This window comes from Maribacter antarcticus DSM 21422, from assembly GCF_000621125.1.
Taxonomy (GTDB): Bacteria; Bacteroidota; Bacteroidia; order Flavobacteriales; family Flavobacteriaceae; genus Maribacter; species Maribacter antarcticus.
The window spans coordinates 305,427-331,865 of record NZ_JHZC01000005.1; the positions used below are offsets into that span (position 1 = coordinate 305,427).

Consider the following 26,439-nt stretch of genomic DNA (forward strand, 5'->3'; position numbering starts at 1 on the left):
GATAATACATATAAAACAGTTTAAAAATATTTAACTAAACATAATTATGAAACGATTTTTAAAATATTTTTTGATTGCAACCCTGCTCGTAATTTCATGGACTGTAGTTAGCTTTTTTTCTACGAAGAATGGTTGGATGCATGAATCCATCACCCAGCAAAAAACCTCTAAAGGTTATATACAGGCTGTTAAAGAAAAGATTGACGAACAATTTGTCGGCAATTTCGCCTTGGCTATAATGAATAATGGAGTTATAGAAAGTGAAGTATTTGACTCTAAAGGTAAAGTTGTTGATAGAAACACTGTATTCCAAGTAGCATCACTGAGTAAATGGGTCTCGGCTTTTGGAGTAATGAAATTGGTAGAGCAAGGTAAATTAGATTTGGATGCACCGGTTGGAAAATATTTAACGCGTTGGCAATTACCGCCTAGCGAATTTAATAATGATGACGTAACTATCCGAAGGTTAATGAGCCATACCGCAGGGTTAACTGATGGGCTAGGCTATTCAGGGTTTAAACCTGGAGTACCGGCTCAATCTATAGAAGCGTCATTAACTAAAGCGTCAGATGCCGATGAAGGTATAAGTGGATCCGTTCATGTAGGTATAGAACCAGGGAGTGCGTTTAACTATTCAGGAGGGGGATATACCCTTCTCCAACTTTTGGTGGAAGAAGTAAGTGGTCAATCGTTTGCCTCTTATATGAAAGAAACAATATTTGAACCTTTAAATATGAAGCATTCATCGTATAGCTGGGCAGATTCTTCTAGTTTCAAATTGGCAGAATTTTACAACAGTGATGGCACAAAGGCCATTCATTATCGCTATACTTCTCTTGCTGCAACATCGTTATATACGTCTCTATCTGATTTGGAAGTATTCTTTCAAGTATTTCTAAAGGGGAGTACTAATGAACAAATTGGCAGAAATGTATTGAAGCCTGAAACCATTAAAATGATGAGAGCCCCTGCAGCAAAAACAATGGGCATGGATATTTGGGGATTAGGTACGATCCTGTATACAACAACTGAGAATGGCGATTATGTTATTGGGCATGATGGACGAAGCACACCTCCAATAAATACGGCTGTTCGATTGAATCCTGAAACTGGTAATGGCATAATTATTCTTGAAACAGGGAATCCCATGTTAGCCACTACGTTAGCAGCTGAATGGGTATTTTGGAAAACAGGGAAAGTAGATCTTACCTTATTTACGATGCATAAAGATGATATGGTCTCTATGATAGGAAAAGGTTGGCTTGCTATTATCGCGTTGACAATAATCGTTGGTATCGTTAGGCGCCGGAAAAAGAAAGAAAAACTATAGATTAAAATAATTATAATAAATATATAAGCTATAAACGTTGTACAACATTATATGAAAATATGTTAATCATTAAATAAACAAATAAAGAGATGAAAATTAAAAATTCAAGAGTATTAATTACCGGAGGAAGTTCGGGTATTGGTAAAGAAACAGCAAAGCAATTTATTGCAAAAGGAGCAAAGGTCGTAATTACAGGTAGAGATGAAACTAAGCTAAAACAGATAGCAACAGAAATCGGAGCGATTCCATTGGCTTTTGATATCAGTGATCTAAAATCAATTCCTCAGAAGGCTAAAGAAGCTGTTACACTTTTAGGCGGAAAGATAGATACCCTAGTTAACAATGCTGGTATTGGAGTATTCCCAATTCTAGGAGAAATCACCGAAGCTGATTTATTAAATGTCTATAACACCAATGTATTTGGTTTGGCATTATTAACTCAAGAACTATTGCCAATGTTCAAAGCACAACAATCAGGAAACATTATCAATATTGGATCTACTGCAAGTTTAAAAGGTTTTGCAAGAGGTTCTGTATATGCAGCATCAAAATTTGCTGTAAGAGGAATGACGCAATCTTGGCAAGCTGAATTACGACCAGATAACATTAGAGTCTCATTAATCAATCCAAGTGAGGTGACAACCGCGTTTGCTGCTACCTCTAGAAAAGAGCGTAATGAGGAATCTAATAAATTGGGATCCGAAGACATTGCACAAACCATTCTTTCCGTTGTTGAAATGCGTGATAAAGGCTTTGTTCCAGAAGTAACCGTTTGGGCAACAAATCCATTTTAATGAATCTATTAGAAAAGTTAAAGGAAATAGGGGTAAGCGGAAAGTGTATGAAGTGGAATTAACTCATAAATCAAGGAAGTAACTCATTAATATTTTGACGATACATTTTCCCTACAGGAATTTTATGTTCATTTATATGAATTAAATTGCCCTCAATCAAAACGATTTTATTCTTTGCAATAATAAAGAACTTATGCACTTTTATGAATTGTTTTTTTGGTAATAGCTCCTCAATTGAAGAAAGTGTTTGATGTGTTAGTATCATTTTATCATTCAAATGGATTTTTACATAATTTCCATAAGCTTCGGTATACAAAATGTCATTTAGCTTCACTTGATAATGTTTCTTGTTATCCTTTAAAAAAATACTAGAATCATCGGTATTTCCGGATTTCCTAAGTAGACCACTAACTTTATTTATTGCAGCAATAAATCGTTGAAAACTAAAAGGCTTTAATAAATAATCATCAATATTTAATTCATAACCTTCCAAAGCAAATTCCTTGTATGCGGTTGTTACAATAATTCTAGGAGGAGTACTTAATGTTTTCAAAAAGTCAAACCCAGAAAGTTTAGGCATATTAATGTCTAGGAATATTAGGTCAATAGTGTTGTTGTTCAAATATTCTATAGCTTCAAAAGCATTAAAACAACTCTCTTGATGTGATAAACTAGGGATGTTACTCGCATAATCTTTTATATTATTATGTGAAGCTGTTTCATCGTCTACGATAATATACTTTATCATCTTTTATATAATTCTAGTGTTGCTAAATAGGTATTTCCATCAGTTTTGGCAGTGAAATTATGAGCATTAGGATATAATAATTGTAGTCGCTCATTCAAGTTTTTTAAACCAATACCTGGAGTTGTTGAAAGTTCTTCCGAATCAAAATTATTTTGAATAGAGAAAACAATTCCAGTTTCATATTCCTTTAATTCAATATTGATAAAAGCGTTATCTATAAGACTTTCTACCCCATGTTTAAAGGCATTTTGCAATAGAATTATGAATAGAAGAGGAGGGACTTTAGTTGCTGGGTTCTCTATACTTTCCTGAAAATCGATCTCAATTTTCTTATGATAACGTGCCGTTTGCAGTTCAATAAAATTTCTTAAATAGCTAGCTTCTTCTTCTAAGGTAACCATTTCTTCTTTTCCCTTATAAATGGTAAAACGCATCATATCAGATAACTTGAGCACATACTCTTGTGCAGTATCTGGATCACTCTTTATTAAAGAATATAAATTATTTAAAGTATTAAAGAAAAAATGAGGATTGATCTGATTTTTTAACAATGCCAATTCAGCTTTTATCCTTTTACTTTTTATAATTTGGATAATTTTCCATTGTTCAAAAAACCAAGAAAAAACAAGATAAAAAACGAATGCCCATACTATAAATATAAGTACATCAGCAAACCATAAATTATTATTAATTACCCAAAAGCTTGCTTTACTCTCATCTACTCGATTCGCCAGATTAATACCAAAAACAAGAAGTATAATAACGATTGTATAGCTTATATTTCTATAAAATCGATTGGTATTATTTCGTTTTAATTTTCCAGTTTCTAGTAAATAAAAGAAACTCATATAAAAAATTACGCCACTCGTAAGTAAAAGTAAATAGAAGAAAAGGGGGTTGTGTTTTCAACTCTTTCTTTTACATATTTTAATAAAAAAAACATAAAACATTGATTATTTAGAATAATTCTAAATAAATTCGTGTAATTTTTCACATATTTTTTGGAGCAATCAATAAATAATACCATTAAAAAACAAAATAGATGCACAAAGATTTTTCAGAATTAATTAAAGACTTTCAAAATACACTAAAAAATGTTTTTAATGAAAGATATGATATCGATCAATTTAGTAAGGAAAGAGGTATACCAGGGGTAGCTTTAAGAGATATCATGGCAAAATCTCCTTTGTCTGTAGGTATTCCTGAAAATTATGGAGGAAGAGGAATGAAAGTGAGCGAGTGTCTTAGCATATTATCAACAGCTTCTTATGAATCTTTATCTTTATCGTTAATTTTCGGTATTAATATTGCACTATTTTTAGAACCTGTAGCTAAATATGCAAATGATAGTGTAAAAGGAGATATTTTTAAACGATTCCTAGAAAAACAAAATATGGGAGGTTTAATGATAACTGAACAAAATTTTGGTAGTGATGCCTTAGGAATGCAAACCTATAATGAAAAAGTTGGAGATCATTATAATGTTAAAGGAACCAAGCACTGGCAAGGATTAACAGGAATGGCAGATTATTGGTTGATTACTTCTCGTGAAAAAAATGCCAATGGAAATTTAAATAGGGATATTGATTTTTTTATCTGTGATGTGCAACAACCCAACCAACAAATAGTAGTAGAAGAATATTACAATAACTTAGGGCTTTATATGATTCCTTATGGAAAAAATAAAGTAGATATTCAAGTACCTGCTCAATACAAGTTAGAACCTCATAGTTCTGGTGTTAAAATGATGCTAGATATTTTACATAGAAGTAGAATGCAGTTTCCAGGAATGGCTATGGGCTTTATAAAAAGAATGTTAGATGAGTCTATTAAATACTGTAATGAACGAATTGTAGGGCAAAAAAAATTAATTGATTTAGATCAAGTTAAATATCAAATTTCTACAATTCAAAGTGCTTTCACAGTAACTTCTGCAATGTGCTTTAAAAGTAGTCTTATAAGCGGTATAGATAATGATTTAGCCAGTAGTGGACTAGAAGCGAATACAATGAAAGCATTTGTAACAGATCTTATGCAACAAGCAGCACAAACCTTAACTCAATTATCAGGTGGTAAAGGTTATAAAATGGAAAGTATTGGAGGTAGAGGTATTATGGACAGTAGAGCTTTTCAAATATTTGAAGGCTCTAATGAAATGCTTTATACGCAAATTACAGAAATGATTTTCAAGTTAATGAAACGTAAAAAAGAGTTTAATATTTATAGCTTTTTAAAAGATTTTCATCTCACAACAAGATCCCATTCATATTTTAAAGAATATGTTGATTTTACTGTCGTTAATGACTTAAAACAAAGAAAAATGATTGATTTAGGAAAGATGTTTTCTAGAATTATAAGCATCGATTTTGCTTTGGAAATGCAAGAAAAAGGCTTTAGAGATGACTTAATTACTAATTGTATGCAGCTTATAAAACTTGATGTGTCAAAATTGATGAATTCATTTCATTCAAAAAACACAATAATAGAAATTGAAGATTACAATGAAAATAGCCATTGGTATAACTTCGTATAATTTAGAAAAAAATTATACGAAGAACTGAATTGAAATTACACACTTTACAGAATTCTAAAAAGGTTAGCTTTTTTTTGGCATTCGGCTTGTGTTCACAATAAAATATGGAAGCGTTGAAATATTCTGTTTAAAAAAATTACTGCGAAGCATACTAATTTTTAAAAAGCAATCGAGCGTTTGCGGGCGGCAATTTTATACTTCGATAAACTCAGCACAGGCGCTATGACCAATTATAGCTACAAACTTGAAACTCAAAATATTTCTTATAATAACGTATTTGAAAATTAGTATTGAACAACACCAAATACGAGATTCTACGGAATTTTAATTAATACTTGTTGACGAATTGTAAAACACCCCTAAACGAATGTTTATTGATCTTTCAAAGCCTTGTGGGATATTTTATATTTCGACTACGCTCAATATAAACTCCATAGAGAATTATAGCTATCATTTGATTTTTCTATAAAAAGCTTTTAATTATGAATCATCCACAGGATAATCCCTAATTAAAAATGTACTATAATGTACTGCGTTATGTTACTTTGCTTTGGTAAAAAGCTTGGTACAATAACAATCTTCTTTTATTTTTTTTTCTCAAATCTTACTTTAAAAATTTAATGAAACCCTTTAGGGTTCACGAGCTCTTATTTCTCAAATATAAGAGAGCGAGTAAATACGCTTTTTACGAAACGACGATAGGAGCGTAGTGAAATGTGTGTGAAATGATTGGCATTCTATGGTTAGTTTCTAATTTCTGTTAATTTAGCAGTTAACTGATTCTTTATAGCACTATCAGAAGTACTTAAAGCTGGTTGATTTGGACCCAAAAGGTTTGTGGTTTCCAAAGAATCACTGTTTAAATTAAATAATGCATCATTACCATTTTCAAATAATATATATTTATGTGAGGTATTCCTAATTGCGAAATCTACGGAACCATTATCGTTTCCATCTTCAATATAAATATAGTCTCTCTGATTAGTATTGGTTGTAGAAGTTAATAAATCTTTAAAACTATTACTGTCATTGATAGTAGAAGTATTAACACCAGCTATATCAGAAATGGTAGCAAATAAATCTGTAGTATTAATCAAGGCATCTTCAGTTTGATTAACTCTGGTAACTCCTTTTCCTGAAATAATCATAGGAACATTAATTCCTCCTTGATAAATAGTTCCCTTACCTCTTGAAAATCCTTGTAATACTTGATTTGGAGTTCCATTGTCTCCAATAAATATGATAATGGTATTGTCCTTTTCTTCCTGACTCATAGCGCTTAACAAACGCCCGTATTCACTATCCAATGCTTCAAGCATTGCCATATAATAAGGCAACGGATTGGCATCAATACTAGCTTGATCTGTTGGCAAAGTACCTTGAGAATGTAAACTTATTGGTGGTAAGTGAAAAGGCGGGTGTGGCGCATTATAAGCTAACCATAAAAACCATGGTTTTGTTTGATTATCTATCCAGTCTATAGCTAGGTCTGTTACTTTTGTAGTTACATAATCCGAAGAAGATTCGGTTTGCCCGTTTACAACCAAATTCCAATTCGAGTAGGATGGAAGGCCACCACCTAATGAACCTGCATAGTAATCAATTCCCATGTCATTAGGATGACTTGCGCTAGTAGATAAATGCCATTTTCCAATAACTGCGCTGCTATAAGCAGAATTTGTATTAGTGTCAATATATTTATGCAAAGATGTTTCAGAAGTAGAAAGTGCATCTCCAACTGCTACAACACCATTTCGAATGCCATATTTTCCTGTTAATATAGAAGCTCTCGTTGGCGAGCAAGTGGGACTAGACCATACATTATTAAAACGTACACCTGTGGTAATTAAATCTTGCATATTAGTCATTTGTGGTTTTACCGTTCCAATATCATAACCGGGAGAGGCGTCTACTCCCATATCATCAGCAATCACGAATAAAATGTTAGGAAGATCATTATTCCCTAGAATTTCTGGATTTGGTTCAATTTGTTCTTCTTCTGCAAATAATTCCTCAATATCACTACTACAAGAAGTAATGAGATAGGAAAACATGAATAAGAAAATAAAACGATAAAAACTTAAATTCATAATGTGATATTTTTATGGTATCTGTTATGCAGTGTTTGACTCTTAAAATAGCCTTTAGTTTAATTAATAAAGAAAAAATATTTAATCATGATTGTCAAACCCTTTATCTGATAGGGTTTGTTTGATTTTTTTAAAATTAAAGCCCACACTGCTTAAACTAAATGCATTTTAAATAGTCTTAGAATATAAATGCACCCAAGCTTATGACAACAATTATTTCAAAATTTCCAATTTTAATTGCTCTTATATTTATTACAATTTGTTCTTGCTCAAATAGTAATGACCAGATTGAAGACATGGTTGATATTATTCAAGAGGGAGAAGAACGAGAAATTGCTTGTAATTCAGTTGAAATTTTTGCAAACGAAACTACAAATGCTGTTTGTTTCGAAACAGTTGGTAATGTTCGAAAAGTATATACCAACAATTACCCAGCACATACTATTGGTCCATGGGGAGGTCCAAATACTATTGAAGCTCAAGATTTTGAATATTCCATGTGTCAATATCCAGAATTAACAACTGTCGTTACCGAAATAAAGGGAGATCCAAATTCACAATCTTGTGGTGCCGGTATTATTTTTGGTGTTTCTGATCAAGGGATAAACTATTCTCCTTTTGCAAGATTGTATTTTGTAAATCCGAATACGCAGGAAGAAAATTTAAACTGGCATATTGAGGCAGATTTTACTTTGATTATGGATCCTAACGGTGGACATGTAAATAGTGTTAGTAGATATCATTATCATAACATACCAACAAATTACTTTGCAAACGACCTGAATATTGATGGAGAATCACATTCTCCAATATTAGGATATGCGGCCGATGGATTCCCTATTTATTATAAGTATCTATATAGCGATGCCACAGGGAGTAATACAAGTATAACAGATTTTTCAAGCGGATATTCATTAAAATCAGGAACCCGCCCTGGAGATGGTGTAACAGCTCCTAATGGTTCTTATGATGGTACATATATAGAAGATTATGAATACACAGGTTCTAATTTAGACGAATGTGGAGGACGTTTTGGAGTTACTCCAGACTATCCAAATGGCACCTATTATTATGTGTTAACAGATAGTTGGCCATATATCCCTAGATGTTTTAAAGGGAAATATGTTGATGATTCATTTCAAGTTAGTCCAGGTTGCCCAGATTCAACAGCGGCTCAAGATTGTAGCCCAATTGAGGTTATTGCCAATGCAAATGTTTTTGAAGAATTAAAAGATGTCCTAGATTTAAACCTATATAATAAATTTAACACGTTAGATTTTGGAAGTCAATACGCCAAATCTAATATTACTAAAATCAAAATATATAAAGCTGATGGTTCGCTAGCTTACAAATCAGATTCCCCTCAAATTTTACACAATATTTCTTCTTTAAATGGGGGAGTGTGTTATATTCAAATTGATTTTACAAACGGGCAAGTTATAAAAAAAGTAACCATTTAATTTTACGTATATGAAGCCTTTTGTATTTATTGTTAGTGTTCTTCTATCTATTTTATTCCATGCAGATGGTATATCAGAAAGTTATGTTTACATGGATAACAACCATGTGGCTTTAAAATTTGAAATGGACCAAAATGTATTACAGCATTATCGCATAAATATGGAGTGTCCTAATGATAAAATGTTTAATCTATGTGTTGCCGACTATATTCTTTCTAACATAGATTTAAAAATTGACGAAAACAAGGTTGTTTTTGAGTTTGAAAGTTCGACCATATATAATGGTCATACTATCCTAAATTTTACATCTAAAAATAAATTCCACGAGGTTAAAATGGTTCAAATTAAGAACAATTGTTTTTATGACATAAACCCCAAATTTAAAAATAGAGTTAGAATATATATTATGAATTTCGAAAAGTCCTTTTTATTAACAAAAGGGAAAGATTCAATTTATTTAAAATAAATTTATTTTACTTTTCAAAAGAGGCTTATTTACAAATGCTATTCAAAATTATGGAACAAATGACGGGTTAAAATAGATTAGCCCTAAGGCTGATTTGTTTTAGCAGCGAGATGATGTGTTGGCAAAGTCGCAGACACCACTTAAAAGAAGTTGATGACCCTGTTGTGAGTTTTAATCAAATTTATAAGCATGAGGGATATTTTACACTCGAGAATAAGGGATCGCCTAAAAAGGCAATTTCTTTTTTCGCGAGCTAATGCGGCTAAGGGAATTATAGCTACTTGGTTTAAACTTTGGCACAAGGTTCCCGCAAATTGGCTTTTACATAATTAGTACCGATATAGTCCTAAAGGCCGATAGCTATAATTATGTAAAATAGCCTGCAAATAGGCTATTCGCTAATATGCTATAAAATGTTCTATAATATATATTATGTAAAATAGAACATATAGAAACCCCTATTACTTACCAATTCCAACACTACCACTCGCGGACTTTAAAAATCATCAATAAGAAAATTTTTGTATACGGCGCTCGTATCTACAAGACGACCACAATTGTAAAGATTGAATACCTCTAAATATGTTGTGCGAGATGATACCCTGGCACCGCATATCTATCTATTGCTTAAAATATTACATCTCGCCCACGTTACTAATCATACACCGGAAAATTTCGAAAAGCTCTCATATATTACGTAGCGTATCTACACATTTTGAAATGTGAACAAAAAGTTCTGTTGCACCTGTTTGGAAGATAAAAGCCCCAAATGGTTTAAAAGTTTAAATGATATACAGAGAAATTAGTATATACCCCAAATATTTTTTATATTAATTTTTTAATAAAACGTTCCCCATGTTTTTGCAACAAACGTTGTTTCATACACCAGAGTCACTCTCTGTTATATCTTTCATTGCTGATGTTTGGCCTTTGATGCTAATATCATTGTCATTTTCCGCTTTCGTATTCTTTTGTTGGTATTTTGGTTTTGCGCTCCAGAAACACAAGAAAAAACAAAACTTGTGGATAACGAAAAATGAAGGAGCGATTGAACAATACAAGGATTTACAACTACATCTAAAAGATTTTGGTCAGCAAATTTCTTGCTGTAAAAATTGCAGTGGTCACGAAATGCAGCTTTGGGGTTGCCAGCAAAAGCTTTTAGTGGTTCGCTGTAGGTCTTGTAAAATGAATTACACCTTTTCAAAGGAGCACAACCAACTGATTTTACAAATTCAATTGGTTAAAGAACTGTTAAGCACACTTATTTTCTACCGCAATGATACCCTAGGTAAACTATTAGCGCATAAATTAGGCATCGATATTACTAGTATTAATTATGAAACTATACCCCTAGAAATCATACATTTTGCAACAGCTAATGCGTATACAATCACACCGAAATCTGTTATGGATATATTAATCTTTGAATATGAAGTTGTTTTTCCAGAACAATCTGAACTCCTAGCATGCTAATTATTTTTAAAACAAAAAAAGGCCCATCAGTACTGATGGGCCTTTTTTTTTAAAGTTTAATCGCCTTATGCTATAACTTTTACGTCAACTGCGTTTAATCCTTTTTTTCCTTGGGTTAGTTCGAATTCAACTTGATCGCCTTCGCGAATCTCATCTACTAATCCTGAAATGTGAACAAAATGTTCATCGTTTGAACCTTCCTCTGTAATAAATCCGAAGCCTTTAGCATCGTTGAAGAATTTTACTGTTCCTGTACTCATAATGTGATATAATTTAATATTAATAAACACGTACATCGGTTCAAATATGATGCCACAAATTTTAACAGCACAAGGTTTGGAACTACTGCTCTAAAAAGCATCGGTCTACATTTTTTCGATTTTCAACTTTGGCTAGATTTAAATAACATTGGTCCACTTCAAATACACCTAATCATCTCCGTTTTTAGTTGCTTGGTATTCGGATTACGGGAACCATTCAGCTCTACTAGCGGTATCTTTTCTAATCGTATCCCTGTTCTTAAAAAGTGTGTCACATTCAAGTTTACTGATTTCTCATTTTCAAGTACACGTAGCACGTTGAAACCCCAAACTATAATTCAGTGTATATCTGTACTCTTTAGTGATATTATACCTTACCCCAATACCCACCATATAAACCGCAATAAAACTACTTTGGAAAATTTTACAACTACTATTGGCGGTCTTTCTAGGCGATGCGGGAATTCAGCACTTTGTGAATCCCATTTTTTACAAACTTTTCGTTCTTGCTTTTTTACCAGCCAAGACCCTATTCGTTTATGCATGTGGTGCGGTAGAATTACTTTTGGGTATTGTATTGCTTTTCCCACCAATACACCAAAAAAGCGGCCACGGGCAGTAGCATTCTTTTGTTGCGCTTCCTGCCTATTCCTATTTGGGATGTTTTTCAAGAAACACCGCCATAGGAAGCAAACAGACTGCTTTGATTCGTGTGTCTGTTCAATTTCTTTTTATCGGCTGGGCGTATCTTGTCAAGCGGTTTTCCAACTAGATCATGTGGCATGTAGGTAGCTGGTTTTGAGGTGAAAGGCAACTACACGACCAATTCCCAAGCGGTTATACGATACTGATAAGGTCCAAACATCATCTTTAATAGCATCTAGGCCTGATAAAGTACCGTTGAAATACTATTTTAGATTTGCTCATTTAGTACCTTGCATGGCGCCGAACCTTAATCAAACAACATGACAAAAATAATCCAACTTTCCGAAATCAAATCCCTGCTCAAAGATATCGATGTCGTGACCGCTATGGCAGAGGGTTTTAAACAGTATAGTAATGGAAATACGGTAGTACCACCGGTTGGAGAACTCCTTTTCAATAACCCTCCTGGTGATGTGCACATCAAATACGGCTACATTAAAAACACTGATTTTTATGTCATTAAGATTGCTTCTGGATTCTATGGGAATTCCCAATGGGGAATTCCGTCGAGTCAAGGTATGATGTTACTCTTTAACCAAAAAACAGGGGAATCTGTAGCTGTTTTACTTGATGAGGGGCATCTGACAGATATTAGAACCGCTGCCGCAGGTGCTGTTGCCGCAAAATTCTTTGCGCCAAAATCGGTAACCGGTATCGGTATTCTTGGAACAGGCATCCAAGCGAAATTGCAACTACAGTATTTGAAGGAGGTTACTACCTGTAAAAACGTTTGGGTCTGGGGAAGAAACCCGAGCCATGTACAGGAGTTCAAAGCAGTTTTTGATGGGGAGTATGACGTACAGATTGCTAAAACGCCTGCGGCGCTGGCGCAACAGGTGAACCTAATCGTCACCACGACCCCTACCGAAAAACCCCTATTACAATCGGAAGACATTTTACCTGGCACCCATATTACGGCCGTAGGCTCCGATACCTCCGATAAGCAAGAGCTAGATAGCGCTATTCTAAGCAAAGCAGACCTTGTAATCGCAGATAGTATACCGCAAAGCAGAAGTCGCGGGGAAATCTATCGTGCGGTCCTTAGCGGTGCAATTGCGGAACACAAAGTTTCGGAACTGGGCACCGCAATTCAAAATGTACCCCTACAACGTTCCAACGAACAACAGATATCCGTAGTAGACCTTACCGGTGTGGCGGTACAGGATATCATGATTACCACTGCAGTTTATGAGAAATATATAACTAAAATCGAAGGATGATTCAGTATGTAAGTAATAAGGGTGGCGGTAGCCCCGTAGATTTCGAGACTGCCATTCTTGATGGTTTCGCATGTGATGGTGGCTTATATGTACCCACCCGTTTACCGACCATTACGCACACGCAATTGCGCCAGTGGAAAAACCTAGCCTATGTAGACCTCGCCTTTGAGATATTATCCCTTTTTATTGATAGGGCTTGTATGACCGAAGCAGAACTTAGAGAACTACTACAAACGGCCTATGCACCTTTTGAAAAAGAAGCTATTATTCCAATACATCAATTGAAATGCCGTAAAAACCTGTTTATCATGGAACTATTCCATGGTCCTACCCTATCTTTTAAGGACGTCGGTCTTGCTTTTTTAGTAAATTTAGTCGACTTTTTCTTAAAACGACGGAAGGAATACAGAACGCTAATTGTCGCAACAACTGGCGATACGGGTCCGGCAACCGCCTATTTTACGGCCGGAAAGTCAAATTTATCTGCTTGGGTACTCTATCCTAAAGGGATGGTAACAGAAGCGCAAGAAAGGCAGATGACCACCTTACCCCATTCGAATATTCATCCTGTTGGCGTTTCTAACTGTCCCGATGGGGGTGATGATTTAGACTTGGTTATTGCACAACTGTATGCAAACAAATCGTTTAAGGATAAAGTGCAGCTCTCTAGCGTAAATTCTATCAACTGGGGCCGCATACTAATGCAAACGGTTCATTATTTCTACGGCTATTTAAAAACGGTAGATACCATTGGTGAGCACGTAGATATGGCTGTTCCGTCTGGTGGGTTTGGTAACCTGTGTGCGGGTGGTTTCGCTCGTAAAATGGGACTGCCTGTACACACCTTCGTTATTGCGAATAATACGAATGCCAGTTTACACCGTATTTTTTCGGAGGGTGTTTTTTCTAAAAATGCTATTTTTGAGACACCCTCCTCTGCCATAGATATATTAATTCCGTATAATTTCTGGCGCTATTTATACTTCTGTGTTGCTGGGGATGCGCACAAAATAAAAGAATGGTCAGCTGCCTTTTTGTCCAAAGGGTCGGTTCGTTTTGATGCAACAACCTATCAAGAATACACTAAAGGGTTTCTATCGGCCAGTATATCTGATGCCGCTACCCTACAGCTCATACAAGAAATCTACGCTAGCGATGGCTATTTGTTAGACCCTCATGGCGCTGTTGCCTTGGCTGCTGCAGACGCCGTAAAAGAAGCGCTCGGGGACCGGAAAATGATTTGCTTAGTGACCGCGCATCCTGCAAAATTCCCAGATGTTATTACACGTGCATTGCACACAGATAGCTTGCCAGAAGAAGGAAGGCATCACTCCATTGAAAAGGCAAAGAACAAGTGTGAAAAGGTGTATTTATGCTCTCATGACCATCTTGAAGAAGCCTTACTCGATATTATGAACGCAGATTGGGATATTGCCCATACAATCAAGGATTAATATGCCAAACTACGCTGATTTAAACCCCAGTGATATTAAGGAAATAATGCAGGTCTACGGAATATATCCTGTAGACTCCTACTCCATTTTAAGCGGTGGTTCCGAAAACACCAACTACTTAATTACGGCTAGTGCGCAAAAATATGTACTCACACTATGCGAGCAAAAAACGACACAGCAGGCTCGTGAACAGGTGGCTTTACTAGATTATTTGGCTGCCCATAATTTTGAAACTTCCCAAGTACTCCACACCAGTACCGATGAACCGATTTCACATTGGCAGCGGAAACCCGTAATCGTAAAGCGGTTTCTAGACGGGAACATCATGCCCCAACTGCCGGATACCATGCTAACGGAAGTAGGAAGACAAATGGGAAAATTGCATAGGCTAGACGCGCCAAACTACCTGCCCACTTCGATATCCTACGGGCGGGAATCATTCCAACAAGTACAGGAGTATATGCCAGATTCTGCGTTTGGAAAATGGCTGGATGGCATACATACGTACATAGGAGGCTATTGCTCGGAAGATTTGCCAAAATCCCTGATTCATTCCGATATTTTTTACAGTAATGTCATCGTAAGCACTGATCTAAAAACGGCCCGTATCATGGATTTTGAGGAAGCTGCGCAGTATTACCGCGTCTTTGACTTGGGCATGGCCATTGTTGGCCTTTGTGAAAATGAAAAAAAGATAGCTTTACAAAAGGCGCATGTGCTGTTAAGGGGCTATCAAAAACACACACAACTATCCGATATAGAGAAAGACGCATTACAAGCGTTTACCATCTATGCCGCAGCCTCTATGGCCTTTTGGCGCCATAAGAACTTCAATTATGTAAACCCAGATGCCAGCATGTACAATCATTATAGGCATCTTCAGGTCTTGGCAACGCATGTACAAAGCATCCCCAAGGATGCCTTTTTAAAAATTTTAGAGGTATAATATCCTGTACCGGTACTAAAGTGCACTGATAGACATCTTTACCATGCGTACCCGCGTATCGGTTTTAGTGACATCGGTCCATGCGAAATACAACATATCATCCACTTTTTCTAGTTGCGGGAATCCAGATTGGCGAGAGCCGTTCAGGGCCACTACCGTTGCCGTATTAGAGACCACCCCTGTTCTTGAAATCTTCGCCACGTTCAAGCTGGCTACTTTTTCTTTTATATCCATCCAACTCACAACAGCCGTTTCTTCATCTACCCATACCACATCTACCCTACCGATTGTCGTTCCTTCTGCAATCACGATAGGATTTTCAAAGTTTTCCCCTCCATCTTTAGAAAAGGCTACCTGTACCCTAGCAGTGTTTTGTGCAGCCGTAAACCAAGCAGCGACCAAATTATTTCCCATAGCAGCTGCCTTGGGGCCGTTTACAGGACATCCTTTTATTTTCCATCCATCGGCATAAATAGTTTTTGGGGCTGTCCACCTTCCATCGACCTGCCGTACAATGCTAATATCCCGAATTTCGTCTTCCAAGCGGTCGCGGTAGAGCACAACAGGACCATTATCAGTAATAGCTGCCGTGGTCTGGCAACAGTCGCAGGTACTTACATCCAATTCGTTTTCATGGCTTACCTCCCCATTTGCAGCTACCTCCGCTGCTCGAAGTGTCATAGCACCTCGTTCCCCTGCTTCGTTTTCCTCGGTATTCCTGCCGTCTAGCCAGGTCACAAAAAATGCCTCTTTATAGGGCAGCACCGTTACAAAACCATGTTCGGTTGGGGTACCGTCTGTGTGCAGCGCCTTATTTGTCTCCCAGTTGGTGCTTTCCTTTGCCTTTATGGTCATTTTCACGTCATAGGAATAGGTGCCTTTGGCGGACTTCTTCAATACATGTGACCAATAATTTCCGTTGTTTTCAGCAATCATAGGATAATCAGCCCAATTAACGAACCAATCACCACCCGCTACAACAGCTTGGGGTTCTTGCCATATGCCGTTCTCCAGCTCAGAAAAGAAAAGCGTAGTCAAAGAATCCCCTTTGGTTTCTACCCATGATACTAGGGTTCCGTCGGAATTGGTTGCTAAATGAGGTAAAGAACTCGAGGCTCCGGCCGGAGATGGCACCTCTTCTACTAGGCTAACTAAAACTTCCGGTTCAGGGCTTTTAGTCGCTTGTTTACAATTTGTTATACAAAAATAAAATAGTAAAATTAAATAAGGTTGATACCGCATTAGTCTAGGATTTTTAGTTGTTCAATTAGTTCTGGAGTGTTCCAATCCATGGCACCATCAAAGCGAAACACCTGCTCCCCTATTTCATTATAAATGAAGGTGACGGGTAGGGCATTTATTTGTTGTGCGCCGTAGGTTCCGTTATAGGTGATAAATTTAAAATCAAACCCACGAGCAGCTTTAAAGGTCTTTATTTTCTCAACCGACTCATCCGAGGCCAGTAAAAAAACATAGTTTTCCTGCTCCAAAATAGCTTGTAATTTGAGTAAATCGGGCATTTCCTCGATGCATGGGCGGCACCAGGTCGCCCAATAGTTCAAAAGCACCCGCTTTCCTTTATACTCAGCAAGCTCTATTGGATTGCCTTCCAAATCGGAATAGGAAGAGGGTACTGCGGGGTGTTCCGCTTCTATAACCAGATTCTCAGCGTCGCTTTTCTTTTCTTTCGGTAGCTCTTTACAACTAAAAAGTACTAGTCCGAAAAATATAAGCAGAGGTGTCTTGAACTTCATAGGCTATCGAATATGGCTTCCAGCGTTCATATCTATGGTAGTACCAGTGGCATGGTCCATTCCTCCGCTGCATAGTAATGCAATGAGTGGGGATAAATCTTCTGGTCTGGTAAGTTCGGTCAATGCGATCTCCTTAAGGATTTTTTCTTCTCCATGGCTTTCAATAAAGGTTTCGGCCATGCGAGTTCGTGTAAATCCTGGGGCGACTATAAATGCTTTTATATTTTGTTTACCAAAGGACCGCGCCACACTGCGGGCCAAGGAAGTGATTCCTCCTTTTGAAGCAGCATACCCGAGGAATTCCTGCGTTTCTCCCCGAAAAACCGCCCTGCTTCCGATATAAATAAAACGCCCGCCACCCTGCGCTATAAAATGATCCAGTCCCAACTTGGTGAGTAGGCCTACCGAATCTAAATTAATAGCCATCGTTCGTTTCCATACCTTTAGCCACGCTGCTGTATCCAAGCTCATTGGCTGTTCCAAGAACACCCCAGCGTTTAAAACGATGACATCCACTTGTCCAAAATAGGCCACCACAGTTTCAAAGAGTCGGATTACCTCATGCTCCTCTGATAAATCGGCTTGAAAAGCCTTGGAGCCATTTTGATGTTTTGCCACCAAAGCTTCTGCGGCGCTTTTATTGCTGTTGTAATGAACAGCTACCTTCGCTCCCATTTCCATCATATAATCTGCCACTGCCTTACCAATACCATCGGAAGCGCCCGTTAAGAGTATCGTTTTTCCTTCTACATCAATCTTGGTCATACCTTTATTTATTTTGAATCCATCCTAAAATACTTCACTGCTTGTTTACAATCCAGCTTTGGTCAGCCTACACATTTCCTTACTTATACACACAGGCGGCCCTATCTGCTTTAACATAATAGGATTTGTAGTTGGTAGCGGTTTCATCCATACAGCCGCAAAGGTCTAAAAGTTCAATGGACTTAAAATCTATGGGGTGTGTCTCCGCTTGTATGGCAATATACCCCTCGTTTAATTCTTTTCCCTGTTGATAAGCGCTTTCTAGATATCCTTCTATATTACCGCCACCAATGGTTGGGTTCTTGAATTCTAGCACCACCTGCCCTTCCATGATATGTTGCACAAGAGAATCGCCAAGTACCAAGGCCTCCACATCTACCCAACGGTCTCCAGGGTAGGTATCTGAATTTGAATTGATGCAATGCGGGGTAAACAAGCTGTCTCCCATAACGACATTAGTGCCAGGCGTACAGAGATTAGCCGTATTACGGGCCTTTGTACCCTCACCTCCCAAGAGCTGTAGTTCTAAGGAAATGGGGAAATCCTGTTGTAGCCCCACTGTTTTTGGATCTTGGCAGTGAAGCATTAGTCCGTTATTCCGAAATGCCCATCCCGGACCGTTTTTCATTTGCTCCCCAACAAATCTATACTTCGCCTTTAACTTGTAATGCGAGAACTTCTTTTTATAGTAGAGATGTCCAAAATTTCCGTTAAATGAATCTGTTTCTGCATACCGAACACTTAAGAGGCTATCAGCATAGACAAACCTATTCTTATGATTCTCACCAAGTTCATAACCTGCGAATTTTGGTGTCCAGTCTGCGTAGTTGGCCCCATCGAAAAGGGCTATCCAATCCTCCTTGTCCGGATCGGCATGGGTTTCTGCGCAGGAGGAACATAGGAGCAAGATTATACTAAGTGTTATAAAATGGAAATAGGTATAGGTACTAGCACTTTTTGATACACTCATATTACACTTGCTTTTGCAACCATTTATAAAAAAATAGGAATAGGGATACGGTCTTCTTTTTATGTGAACTACTATTCCTGTCTAAAAATACAAAATTGTCTAGAAGCCTTGGGACTCTAATCGGTATCATTTCTTGCCAATACTATGTTCCATAAACCCAAAGCGATTATAGGTCGTTTATTTTGTTCCGTTACGCCCCATAAAGTTTGCGCATAAAAAAACCGCCTAATTACAGGCGGTTTTTATTATATGAAGCTGTTAGAAGAACTACTTGATTTCCATCAATTCTAGCTCAAACGTAAGGTCTTGCCCTGCCAATGGATGATTAGCATCTACTACGATGTCGTTTTCATTCACTTCAGCAATACGCAGTTGTTTCTCAGAGCCATCTTCATTTGAAGCTACAAGTGCCATATCTACTTCTGGAGTCATGTCTTTTGGTAAGTGTTCTTTCGGTACCGTCTGGAAAAGCTCTTTCTGCTTTTCGCCATACGCATCCTTCTTGTCAATAAGAATCGTCTTTTTATCGGTAGGAGCCATATCTATAAGCCCTTTCTCAAAACCGGGAATCAAACTTCCTTGCCCTAATGTTACTTCAAGAGGTTCTCTTTGCAAGGAGCTATCAAACACCTGACCATCACTTAATTTACCCGTATAATGTACTAAAACTACATCACCTTCTTTTACTTTACCCATGTTGTTGTTTTCTATATTTCACTTTATCGAACTACAAAGGTATTGATCTTCATACAGAAAACCCAAAATCAAGCAGAAACCTTCTATTTTTAAGCCTTTTTTAACGAAAAACAGCATAAATACTCAATAATTTCGAACTTTAGGCACTATAGCTTCGCCACGATTAGGATATGCGTGGGAGATAACACGAAGTAGCTTATTCTTTTTTATCACTTTCAATAGCTGCAACAGTGCCTGCATATCGAATAGTATTGCGTTGATTACTATTGACCGAAACATTGGCGGACATATTGGGAAACAATTTTATGTTTACCTGATGCCGTTCCATTTTATCGGAAATTTCAAAGGCAATGTCATATCGGTTTTTGGCTTCGTTATACGTTTGACTATATGCTTTCGGTATGCCCTTAAATTCAATCCCTGCATTAGCCGTGCGTCTACCTCCAAATTGGCGTTCGCCGTAAAATGGTAGATTACCGGAGACGCTATCTCCGTACACTTTTATGAAATTGGAAATTCCAATCAGTTGAATAGCCCCTGAAGTACTGCCTGGAGGTAAAATTCCCGAATTGGCAACTGAATTAAAAGCTTGAGTTGTCATAGGGTACGCGGTATCTGCCCTAAATTGAAATGTTTTTTGTTCAACAAAGCTGATAAATGCAGCAACGGTTTCTGCGTTCTGGGACACCTTAGTCGCACTGCTACACCCTAAAAATAATCCAAAGGCAAGTACTATTACAATTCCTTTCATCAGCAGTAGTTTATACTTTAATTCAATTCTCAAAGTCATACTTTATTAGGCTTAATTTTCTTGTTGGAACCCGTCATCCGGTCCGTTGGGTTAAGATTTGATACCCCTTGTGCTGTATTAACGCATACAGCACTACCACTAAATATGTTAGGTGAAACTCTATTCATCAATTTCAACCACAAAAACCGTATCCGTTATGCCTATTTTTTCAAAAGTACCCGCATATATGTCTTTGTATAAGTTTCGCAACAAACGCTGTTTTTTCTTATCTGAAACCTGCATCGTGTCTATATATTGGCGCTCCATTTTAAAAAGGGTACGCTTTTTATTGACGGTACTTTTAAAGTTGGGTTCAAATCTTAGTATTAAGGGGGTATCTTCCTCCGGCAGCATGTTATATATAGCATCTATTTGCTGCACTTGCGCAACAGAAGTAGCCAGAAATCCAAAGATACAATAGACACAAAACAGAAGCTTTTTCATTTTGTTATAATACTGTTATATTGCAAAGTACTATTATTTATCTAACAACGTGGTTTACCTACTTCTTTACAACTAAAAAACTAAAAAATTTTACGAATACGAACTACGTTCCGACGTATAGGTGTGTATGGCTTCATCCAGCGCTTTGGTAGTGGAAAGTTGATAACGTATCTTGGAAATTCCTTGTTTTACATTCCATATTTTATGCTTTACGCTCGCTAATACCTCTAAATGTTCAGCTATCACTACGGTTAATTGCTGCAGCAGTATAGCCTTTGTCTCGTATTGGCCGTAGGTGTTGGGTTCATAGGTATAGGAATTTAGTTTTAGCCTAAGCTGCAACAAATCACTATAGCTTCTATTCATACGATACGTAAAGCGCGTAAAATCTGTTGGCACCTGTATTTGCTTTTGCGCTTTCATCTTCCGTTTGTTTATAGGACTCTTAAATCAGCAGATAAAGTAACACCTATTATTTCTATTCAAATATGATAAATATCACGTTATCAGCAATTAATGGTGTTTTTTTTAAATTAATCCTAAAATTTACGTTAAAATAGGTATCTCATTTCAGTAGAATTTCATACCTTTTACTAAACATAACAAGGTATGAATATCAATTTTGAATATGATAATGTGAAGGCCAGTAACCGTTTAGAAATTATGGCCGCCGAAAAACTAGAGAAGTTATTGGATAAGTTCGATTTTGTTGTCCGAGCCGATGTATTTTTTAAAACTGAGAATACGTCTTCTTCAGATACAGGAATGATTTGCAACATGCGGCTAAGTGCTCCTGGGCCAAGACTTTTCGCAGAGTCCAGCACCGCAAGCTTTGAAGCGTCCATAGCAGCAACAATTAAAGAACTAGACCGTCAATTACAACGTCGAAAGGCTAAAATGAAATCGCATTAGAACTCTAATACATTGCTAACATAGCAATTGAAATTAGCTAATTTTGGCTTACTGTTACTAGCGTAGCAGTAAGCCAAAATTATATGGTGTCGTTTTTCCCATTTTTACTAACCTTCTTTAAAAATGAAATATTTATTTTTCTGCTGCCTCTTCATCACTATTTCTTGTGGACTTCATGCCCAAGGTACACGAATACAAGAAGGTACCGTAGCGTTTTCCTTCGTTGAAAAAGACGTTTCGGGTACCCTTTCGGACTTTAGTTCTTCTTCCGTTATCGATTGGGATACTTTAGAAAATTCAGTCATCATAGGCCAAGTAGCATCGGAAACGATACGAACGGGTAATTTTATTCGTGATTTTTCTCTACGGAGAGCTACATATTTTGATGTGGATAACTACCCATTTATTACTTTTAAGAGCACCAAAATAGAGACTGTTGCGGAACAAATTACCGTATACGGGACACTCACCCTCAAAGGCATCTCCAAACCGATAATCATACTATTCCAAAAAGATGGTGACACCCTCACCGGGTCCACTACCCTATTTACTAGTGATTTTAATATCACCATCCTTAAAAAAGGTAGGGAATCTAATAAAGTCACCGTTTCGTTCGTGCTGAAGTTAGCATAAGGTTTTAGGCTGTTTGAGCATGCTTTCCCTATATGTACACATCGTAATATCCTTTTTATCTTCGGATTGCTTTTACTTCCGACTTATCCATTCAAATAGTCCACAGAAATTGTTTTTTTTAAGTTCATAATCTTTGTTTTTGTAGTATCCGATTTTAAAAATGATGTTTAACTTTGCATTTTTAAAATAAGTTATTATGTGGGTTTGGATTATTTTTATAGCGTGTGTTATTGTGTTTTTAGCAGTAGACCTTGGTGTTTTTAACAAGAAGGACCATGTAATAAAGTCTAAGGAAGCAGGTATATGGACAGCTATATGGGTGACAATTGCACTAGCTTTTAGTGGTGTAATTTATTGGTTATTTTCATCAGGACTAACCGAAAATCCAACCGGACTCACCCCTAATGATGCGGTCCTAAAATACATTACAGGTTATCTCATCGAACTTTCTCTAAGTATTGACAATGTTTTTGTAATCGCTGTCATTTTTACCTCCTTTAAAATTCCAGCTATCTACCAGCATAGAGTACTGTTTTGGGGTATTTTGGGAGCTATCGTATTTAGAGCCCTAATGATTCTTTTCGGAGTTGCCTTAATTACCAAGTTTGAATGGATTATCTATGTATTCGGTGTTTTCCTACTATTTACAGCCTATAAAATGTTAAAAGGCGATGAGAATGCCTTCAACCCTCAAAACTCTTTTGTATTTAAACAACTCAAAAAAATATACCCGATAACCACGACTATTCAAGGACACGATTTTTTTATCCGAAAAAAGGGCGTATTGGCCGCTACGCCGCTATTTGTTGCCTTGGTCGTCATTGAACTTACGGATATTCTTTTTGCACTGGACAGTATCCCGGCTATTTTAGCGATTACCGCTGACCCTTTCATCGTTTTCAGTTCTAATATTTTGGCGATTCTCGGTTTACGATCTATGTACTTCCTAATTTCTAGAATGTTACAGAAGTTTAGGTATATTAATTACAGCCTTGTGGTTATTCTCGCTTTTGTGGGTGTAAAAATGTTATTGGCACATCACATTAAGTTTCCAGAGTGGGTATCCCTATCTGTGATATCTATAGCACTGTTGACCGGTGTATTAGCATCTCTCTTTATTACCGATAAAACGGCAGACGAAACAAAAGAGAAATAATGAACTCCTTTTTTAGCTAATGCTTTGGTTTAATTGCGGTGAAAACCTTTACTAAGACCAAGGGTGCCAAGCGTAATTATAGCCCTCGCCCAATTTAGGATTTAAAAAAGAAAGCAAACAGCTTCCCTACCATCCAATTTCCTAGTGGAAAATATAAGGCAAAAAAGAGTGCCATACCCAACGCAAAAGTTCGTTCTCCAAAAAAGGCATCTAACAAATTATTAGGATAGGCAAAAGAAGTTCCTAAGGCGTACCCTCCAAACTCTAAAAATCCCATAGCTATTAATCCGTAAGCGTATTGTGTATGAAAGGGCAAACCGCGTAACAATAGGGAAATAGGAATCATATATAAGAGGTAGCAGGTAATCACTTGCCACCAAAAGGTAAATCGCGCTATTTCTACCTGAGCACCAAACCAATCCATTCCAAAACCCCAAATGAAGTAGACTGCGCAATACAAGGCTATCAAGCGTTTATCTGCTCGTAAACGAGGTAGTGCCCAAGCTATAAAATTACGCATGTATCCGTTTATTTTGCAGCAAGTTTTGTAGCGATGATGTCCAAGGCATTTTTCACCGTTAGCATTTCATCCATATCCTCGTTCTCCAAACGGATGTCAAATGCATCCTCTACATCCAATACTATATCTACCAAACTAGCCGAATTAATATTTAATTCTGTAATAAAGTTACTGTTCTCATGAACAGCTGTTATATTCACATCCTCAGGAAGATATATTTTAATAATATCTTTTAATTTTTCGTAGCGTTCTTCTTTTGTCATGATAACACCTATACTTTTAATTTATAATTTTTATTTACTTTTTTTTAACGGGAATAGACTTTTTTGACTTTTGCGAAAGAATTTAATCCAACGGTCTTAAAGGCAACAGCAACTATCAGTTTAAAAACTACACGTGAATCTATATGGGTTTCGTCCAAATCCTTACTTGATTACTCAATAGCGCTTTTTCAACAGCCACTGATTACCGTATTCTTTTACTCTCGCAGTAACACAAAAAAAAATAGCCTAATCTATATACTGCTTAAAAATAACACATGCATTCACATCACCAAAACCAAAACTTGCTTTTGCAATAACTTTAGGACGATAGGAAATCGTTGTCCGCGGGATTCTGGTTTCGGATATAATAGCAGTTATTTCTGGATGTGCATCCTCACAATTGACATTTCCAAAAACCACACCCTCTTTAAACTGCAAAACCGAAGCTACACATTCAATACTTCCTGCCGCTGCCAAACAATGACCAATCATGCCTTTAAATGAATTGATATAAGGAAAGTCTACTCCTTTTCGATTTAATGCTGCACTCCAATTTGCCACTTCAAGACTGTCTTTTGCAGTAGCTGTCAAATGTCCATTTATTACATCGATGTCGGTAGCTTCGATTCCTGCATTTTGTACTGCATTACGAATACAACGCTGAACCGCTATGCTGTTGGGTGCCGTCATAGAACCTTCACCCAATTGTCCGCCGCTATTAATCTCTCCGCCTAAAACCTCAGCATATATTTTTGCTCCGCGTTTCTCTGCACTTTCTAGCGATTCTAATACTAGGGCTCCTGCCCCACTCCCCACAACAAAACCGCTTGCCGATGCGCTCATGGGTCTGCTTGCTTCCGTAGGGTTGTCATTATATCCTCTAGGTAAAATTCGCATAGCGTCAAAACCGCCCCAAACATAGGGACCACTATCGCTGCAGCTCCCCACAAGCATAACTTCTGCCTTTCCGCTAGAAATACGCTCATGCCCCATTAAAACACCTTCTGTTCCTGTGGTGCAAGCAGCTGAGTTGGTTGATACCTGATTACCACAGCCCAAATTCCCTCCCAAATAAGCACTAATACCACTTGCCATGGTCTGCAGAACACTTGTACTACCCAGTCGCCTTACGTTTTGGCCATCGATCATCAAAATAGCTTCCCGGAACTTATCCACCCCCAAAATACCAGTGCCAAACAAGATGCCGTAATCCCATGAAGGTTCTGTACTGGTATTCGGTTCAAGACCTGCATCGGCCCAGGCATCCATACCTGAAATAACCCCATAAACGATACCGGAAGCGTTCAATCCTCGCAACTGCAAAGGGGTGAAGTAATTATTTAGAATATTATCTTTAACTAATGGATTAGCAGCTATTTGACATCCAAATTTAAGTCGCTCCAATTCTGATTGAAATCGAATTCCGCTTCTGCCCTGCGTAAGGGCATTGGTGAAGTCGTTGAGTCCCACACCATTGGGTGCACATACACCCAGACCGGTAATTACCACACGTCTATTCATCAGCATTAGTTGTTAACATTCCTGCCAGTATGCCTTTACAGACCATTTCGCCTTTGGCATCGTACATACGTACGTCACACTTTAGTTTTTGAAATCTAAAATAGATTTTCTTAGAAACTACACGTACTGTTTCATTTGGCAAAACCGGTTTTAGAAACTCCATTTGAGAACTGCTCATCCCTATTTTCATCTTATTCAGGTTTTTTTCACCTTTTAAAAGATAAATACCTAAGCAGACCAAACCTATCTGCGCACAACATTCTGTAAGCAACACCCCCGGCGTAACAGGATATTCCTTAAAATGCCCGGTATAGCAATCCATGGTGGCGTAAAAAGTAAAACGTCCCTCCGCCCCTTTATCATCAACGCCTAATAGCTCATCTACAAAGAGAAAAGGTTTGGCATAGGGAAGAAATTCTAGTATTTGCTCCTTGTTCATTGTTTCATGTTCTCACCGGAGACTAGACTTTAGTCACCCTCTAATTTTATAATAGTTGTTGTGCGCTATTTTAAGTATCCTCTTGGAAATAAAT

General features: G+C 37.2%; 29 protein-coding genes. 12 read left to right on the top strand and 17 right to left on the bottom strand.

All coding sequences use genetic code 11. The features are described from left to right. The first annotated feature begins 46 nt into the window (after nt 1-46). Nucleotides 47-1,330, top strand: a complete 1,284-nt coding sequence (locus tag Q360_RS0104805) for a serine hydrolase domain-containing protein (protein WP_027076084.1) — start codon at nt 47-49, stop codon at nt 1,328-1,330. An 89-nt stretch (nt 1,331-1,419) separates the two neighbouring features. Further along, nucleotides 1,420-2,124 carry an SDR family oxidoreductase gene (locus Q360_RS0104810; RefSeq protein WP_027076085.1) on the top strand — a complete coding sequence of 235 codons (705 nt, stop codon included), beginning with the start codon at nt 1,420-1,422 and terminating at the stop codon, nt 2,122-2,124. A gap of 70 nt (nt 2,125-2,194) precedes the next feature. Here the strand turns inward: Q360_RS0104810 and Q360_RS0104815 are convergent, their stop codons facing one another. After that, a complete protein-coding gene (locus tag Q360_RS0104815) occupies nt 2,195-2,872 on the bottom strand; it encodes a LytR/AlgR family response regulator transcription factor (protein WP_027076086.1) in 678 nt (225 codons plus the stop codon). Further along, nucleotides 2,869-3,720, bottom strand: coding sequence for a sensor histidine kinase (locus Q360_RS22305; protein ID WP_051554569.1), 852 nt, complete (start codon nt 3,718-3,720; stop codon nt 2,869-2,871). Before Q360_RS22305 ends, Q360_RS0104815 begins: the two co-directional genes overlap by 4 nt. A gap of 194 nt (nt 3,721-3,914) precedes the next feature. On the opposite strand from Q360_RS22305, the gene Q360_RS0104825 reads away from it, so the two are divergent. Beyond that, entirely contained in the window at nt 3,915-5,405 is a 1,491-nt protein-coding gene (locus tag Q360_RS0104825; RefSeq protein WP_027076087.1) for an acyl-CoA dehydrogenase family protein, read from the top strand. A gap of 743 nt (nt 5,406-6,148) precedes the next feature. Here the strand turns inward: Q360_RS0104825 and Q360_RS22310 are convergent. Next, nucleotides 6,149-7,495 (bottom strand): sulfatase-like hydrolase/transferase, encoded by a 1,347-nt coding sequence (locus Q360_RS22310; protein WP_036195055.1) that lies wholly within the window; start codon nt 7,493-7,495, stop codon nt 6,149-6,151. A gap of 203 nt (nt 7,496-7,698) precedes the next feature. Between Q360_RS22310 and Q360_RS24450 the strand changes: the two genes are divergently transcribed. From Q360_RS24450 to Q360_RS0104845, 3 genes are all read left to right on the top strand, one after another. Continuing rightward, the gene (locus tag Q360_RS24450; RefSeq protein ID WP_051554570.1) at nt 7,699-8,955 is read left to right on the top strand and encodes a YHYH protein; all 1,257 of its coding nucleotides are present in this window, start codon (nt 7,699-7,701) and stop codon (nt 8,953-8,955) included. 10 nt (nt 8,956-8,965) lie between these two features. Then, complete coding sequence (locus Q360_RS0104840; RefSeq protein ID WP_027076088.1) at nt 8,966-9,421, top strand: DUF6702 family protein; 456 nt, start codon at nt 8,966-8,968, stop codon at nt 9,419-9,421. Nucleotides 9,422-10,276: 855 nt separating this feature from the next. Continuing rightward, entirely contained in the window at nt 10,277-10,897 is a 621-nt protein-coding gene (locus tag Q360_RS0104845) for a hypothetical protein (protein WP_027076089.1), read from the top strand. A gap of 65 nt (nt 10,898-10,962) precedes the next feature. On the opposite strand, the gene Q360_RS0104850 is transcribed toward Q360_RS0104845, so the two are convergent. Both Q360_RS0104850 and Q360_RS0104855 read right to left on the bottom strand, forming a co-directional pair. Further along, nucleotides 10,963-11,157, bottom strand: coding sequence for a cold-shock protein (locus Q360_RS0104850; protein ID WP_027076090.1), 195 nt, complete (start codon nt 11,155-11,157; stop codon nt 10,963-10,965). Between the two features lie 374 nt (nt 11,158-11,531). Next, a complete protein-coding gene (locus Q360_RS0104855; protein ID WP_027076091.1) occupies nt 11,532-11,828 on the bottom strand; it encodes a hypothetical protein in 297 nt (98 codons plus the stop codon). A 294-nt stretch (nt 11,829-12,122) separates the two neighbouring features. On the opposite strand from Q360_RS0104855, the gene Q360_RS22320 reads away from it, so the two are divergent. From Q360_RS22320 to Q360_RS0104875, 3 genes are read left to right on the top strand one after another with little or no spacing between them, the layout of a single operon-like run. Next, nucleotides 12,123-13,082, top strand: a complete 960-nt coding sequence (locus Q360_RS22320; protein WP_036195058.1) for a Rossmann-fold NAD(P)-binding domain-containing protein — start codon at nt 12,123-12,125, stop codon at nt 13,080-13,082. Further along, complete coding sequence (thrC, locus tag Q360_RS0104870; RefSeq protein WP_027076092.1) at nt 13,079-14,536, top strand: threonine synthase; 1,458 nt, start codon at nt 13,079-13,081, stop codon at nt 14,534-14,536. Before Q360_RS22320 ends, thrC begins: the two co-directional genes overlap by 4 nt. A gap of 1 nt (nt 14,537) precedes the next feature. Continuing rightward, a complete protein-coding gene (locus tag Q360_RS0104875; protein ID WP_027076093.1) occupies nt 14,538-15,482 on the top strand; it encodes a phosphotransferase in 945 nt (314 codons plus the stop codon). Between the two features lie 15 nt (nt 15,483-15,497). On the opposite strand, the gene Q360_RS22325 is transcribed toward Q360_RS0104875, so the two are convergent. The 8 genes from Q360_RS22325 to Q360_RS0104915 all read right to left on the bottom strand — a co-directional run bounded on the left by Q360_RS22325 (nt 15,498) and on the right by Q360_RS0104915 (nt 21,324). After that, on the bottom strand, nt 15,498-16,724 hold the full coding sequence (locus Q360_RS22325) for a hypothetical protein (RefSeq protein ID WP_036195061.1): 1,227 nt from the start codon (nt 16,722-16,724) through the stop codon (nt 15,498-15,500). Continuing rightward, the gene (locus tag Q360_RS0104885) at nt 16,724-17,236 is read right to left on the bottom strand and encodes a TlpA family protein disulfide reductase (RefSeq protein WP_027076094.1); all 513 of its coding nucleotides are present in this window, start codon (nt 17,234-17,236) and stop codon (nt 16,724-16,726) included. Before Q360_RS0104885 ends, Q360_RS22325 begins: the two co-directional genes overlap by 1 nt. A 3-nt stretch (nt 17,237-17,239) precedes the next feature. Beyond that, on the bottom strand, nt 17,240-18,001 hold the full coding sequence (locus Q360_RS0104890) for an SDR family oxidoreductase (protein ID WP_036195063.1): 762 nt from the start codon (nt 17,999-18,001) through the stop codon (nt 17,240-17,242). A gap of 79 nt (nt 18,002-18,080) precedes the next feature. Next, a complete protein-coding gene (locus Q360_RS0104895; RefSeq protein ID WP_051554571.1) occupies nt 18,081-18,971 on the bottom strand; it encodes a 3-keto-disaccharide hydrolase in 891 nt (296 codons plus the stop codon). 267 nt (nt 18,972-19,238) lie between these two features. Beyond that, nucleotides 19,239-19,667: an FKBP-type peptidyl-prolyl cis-trans isomerase gene (locus Q360_RS0104900; protein ID WP_027076097.1), complete on the bottom strand. Its 429-nt coding sequence runs from the start codon at nt 19,665-19,667 to the stop codon at nt 19,239-19,241. 196 nt (nt 19,668-19,863) lie between these two features. After that, entirely contained in the window at nt 19,864-20,418 is a 555-nt protein-coding gene (locus Q360_RS0104905) for a DUF4251 domain-containing protein (RefSeq protein ID WP_027076098.1), read from the bottom strand. Nucleotides 20,419-20,577: 159 nt separating this feature from the next. Further along, nucleotides 20,578-20,901: a hypothetical protein gene (locus Q360_RS0104910; RefSeq protein WP_027076099.1), complete on the bottom strand. Its 324-nt coding sequence runs from the start codon at nt 20,899-20,901 to the stop codon at nt 20,578-20,580. A gap of 90 nt (nt 20,902-20,991) precedes the next feature. Beyond that, a complete protein-coding gene (locus Q360_RS0104915; protein ID WP_027076100.1) occupies nt 20,992-21,324 on the bottom strand; it encodes a hypothetical protein in 333 nt (110 codons plus the stop codon). Between the two features lie 186 nt (nt 21,325-21,510). Between Q360_RS0104915 and Q360_RS0104920 the strand changes: the two genes are divergently transcribed. The 3 genes from Q360_RS0104920 to Q360_RS0104930 all read left to right on the top strand — a co-directional run bounded on the left by Q360_RS0104920 (nt 21,511) and on the right by Q360_RS0104930 (nt 23,602). Next, nucleotides 21,511-21,813, top strand: coding sequence for an HPF/RaiA family ribosome-associated protein (locus tag Q360_RS0104920; RefSeq protein WP_027076101.1), 303 nt, complete (start codon nt 21,511-21,513; stop codon nt 21,811-21,813). 123 nt (nt 21,814-21,936) lie between these two features. Further along, complete coding sequence (locus tag Q360_RS24455) at nt 21,937-22,446, top strand: YceI family protein (RefSeq protein ID WP_027076102.1); 510 nt, start codon at nt 21,937-21,939, stop codon at nt 22,444-22,446. A gap of 196 nt (nt 22,447-22,642) precedes the next feature. After that, complete coding sequence (locus Q360_RS0104930) at nt 22,643-23,602, top strand: TerC family protein (protein WP_036195068.1); 960 nt, start codon at nt 22,643-22,645, stop codon at nt 23,600-23,602. A 94-nt stretch (nt 23,603-23,696) separates the two neighbouring features. Here Q360_RS0104930 and Q360_RS0104935 read toward each other — a convergent pair whose 3' ends face one another. The 4 genes from Q360_RS0104935 to Q360_RS0104950 form a co-directional block, all read right to left on the bottom strand. Beyond that, entirely contained in the window at nt 23,697-24,122 is a 426-nt protein-coding gene (locus tag Q360_RS0104935) for a hypothetical protein (protein WP_027076104.1), read from the bottom strand. A gap of 8 nt (nt 24,123-24,130) precedes the next feature. Next, entirely contained in the window at nt 24,131-24,385 is a 255-nt protein-coding gene (locus tag Q360_RS0104940) for an acyl carrier protein (RefSeq protein ID WP_027076105.1), read from the bottom strand. 246 nt (nt 24,386-24,631) lie between these two features. Then, the gene (locus Q360_RS0104945; RefSeq protein ID WP_027076106.1) at nt 24,632-25,906 is read right to left on the bottom strand and encodes a beta-ketoacyl-[acyl-carrier-protein] synthase family protein; all 1,275 of its coding nucleotides are present in this window, start codon (nt 25,904-25,906) and stop codon (nt 24,632-24,634) included. Beyond that, nucleotides 25,899-26,345, bottom strand: coding sequence for a 3-hydroxyacyl-ACP dehydratase FabZ family protein (locus Q360_RS0104950; protein WP_027076107.1), 447 nt, complete (start codon nt 26,343-26,345; stop codon nt 25,899-25,901). The genes Q360_RS0104945 and Q360_RS0104950 overlap by 8 nt, the downstream gene beginning before the upstream one ends. Nucleotides 26,346-26,439 lie beyond the last annotated feature (94 nt).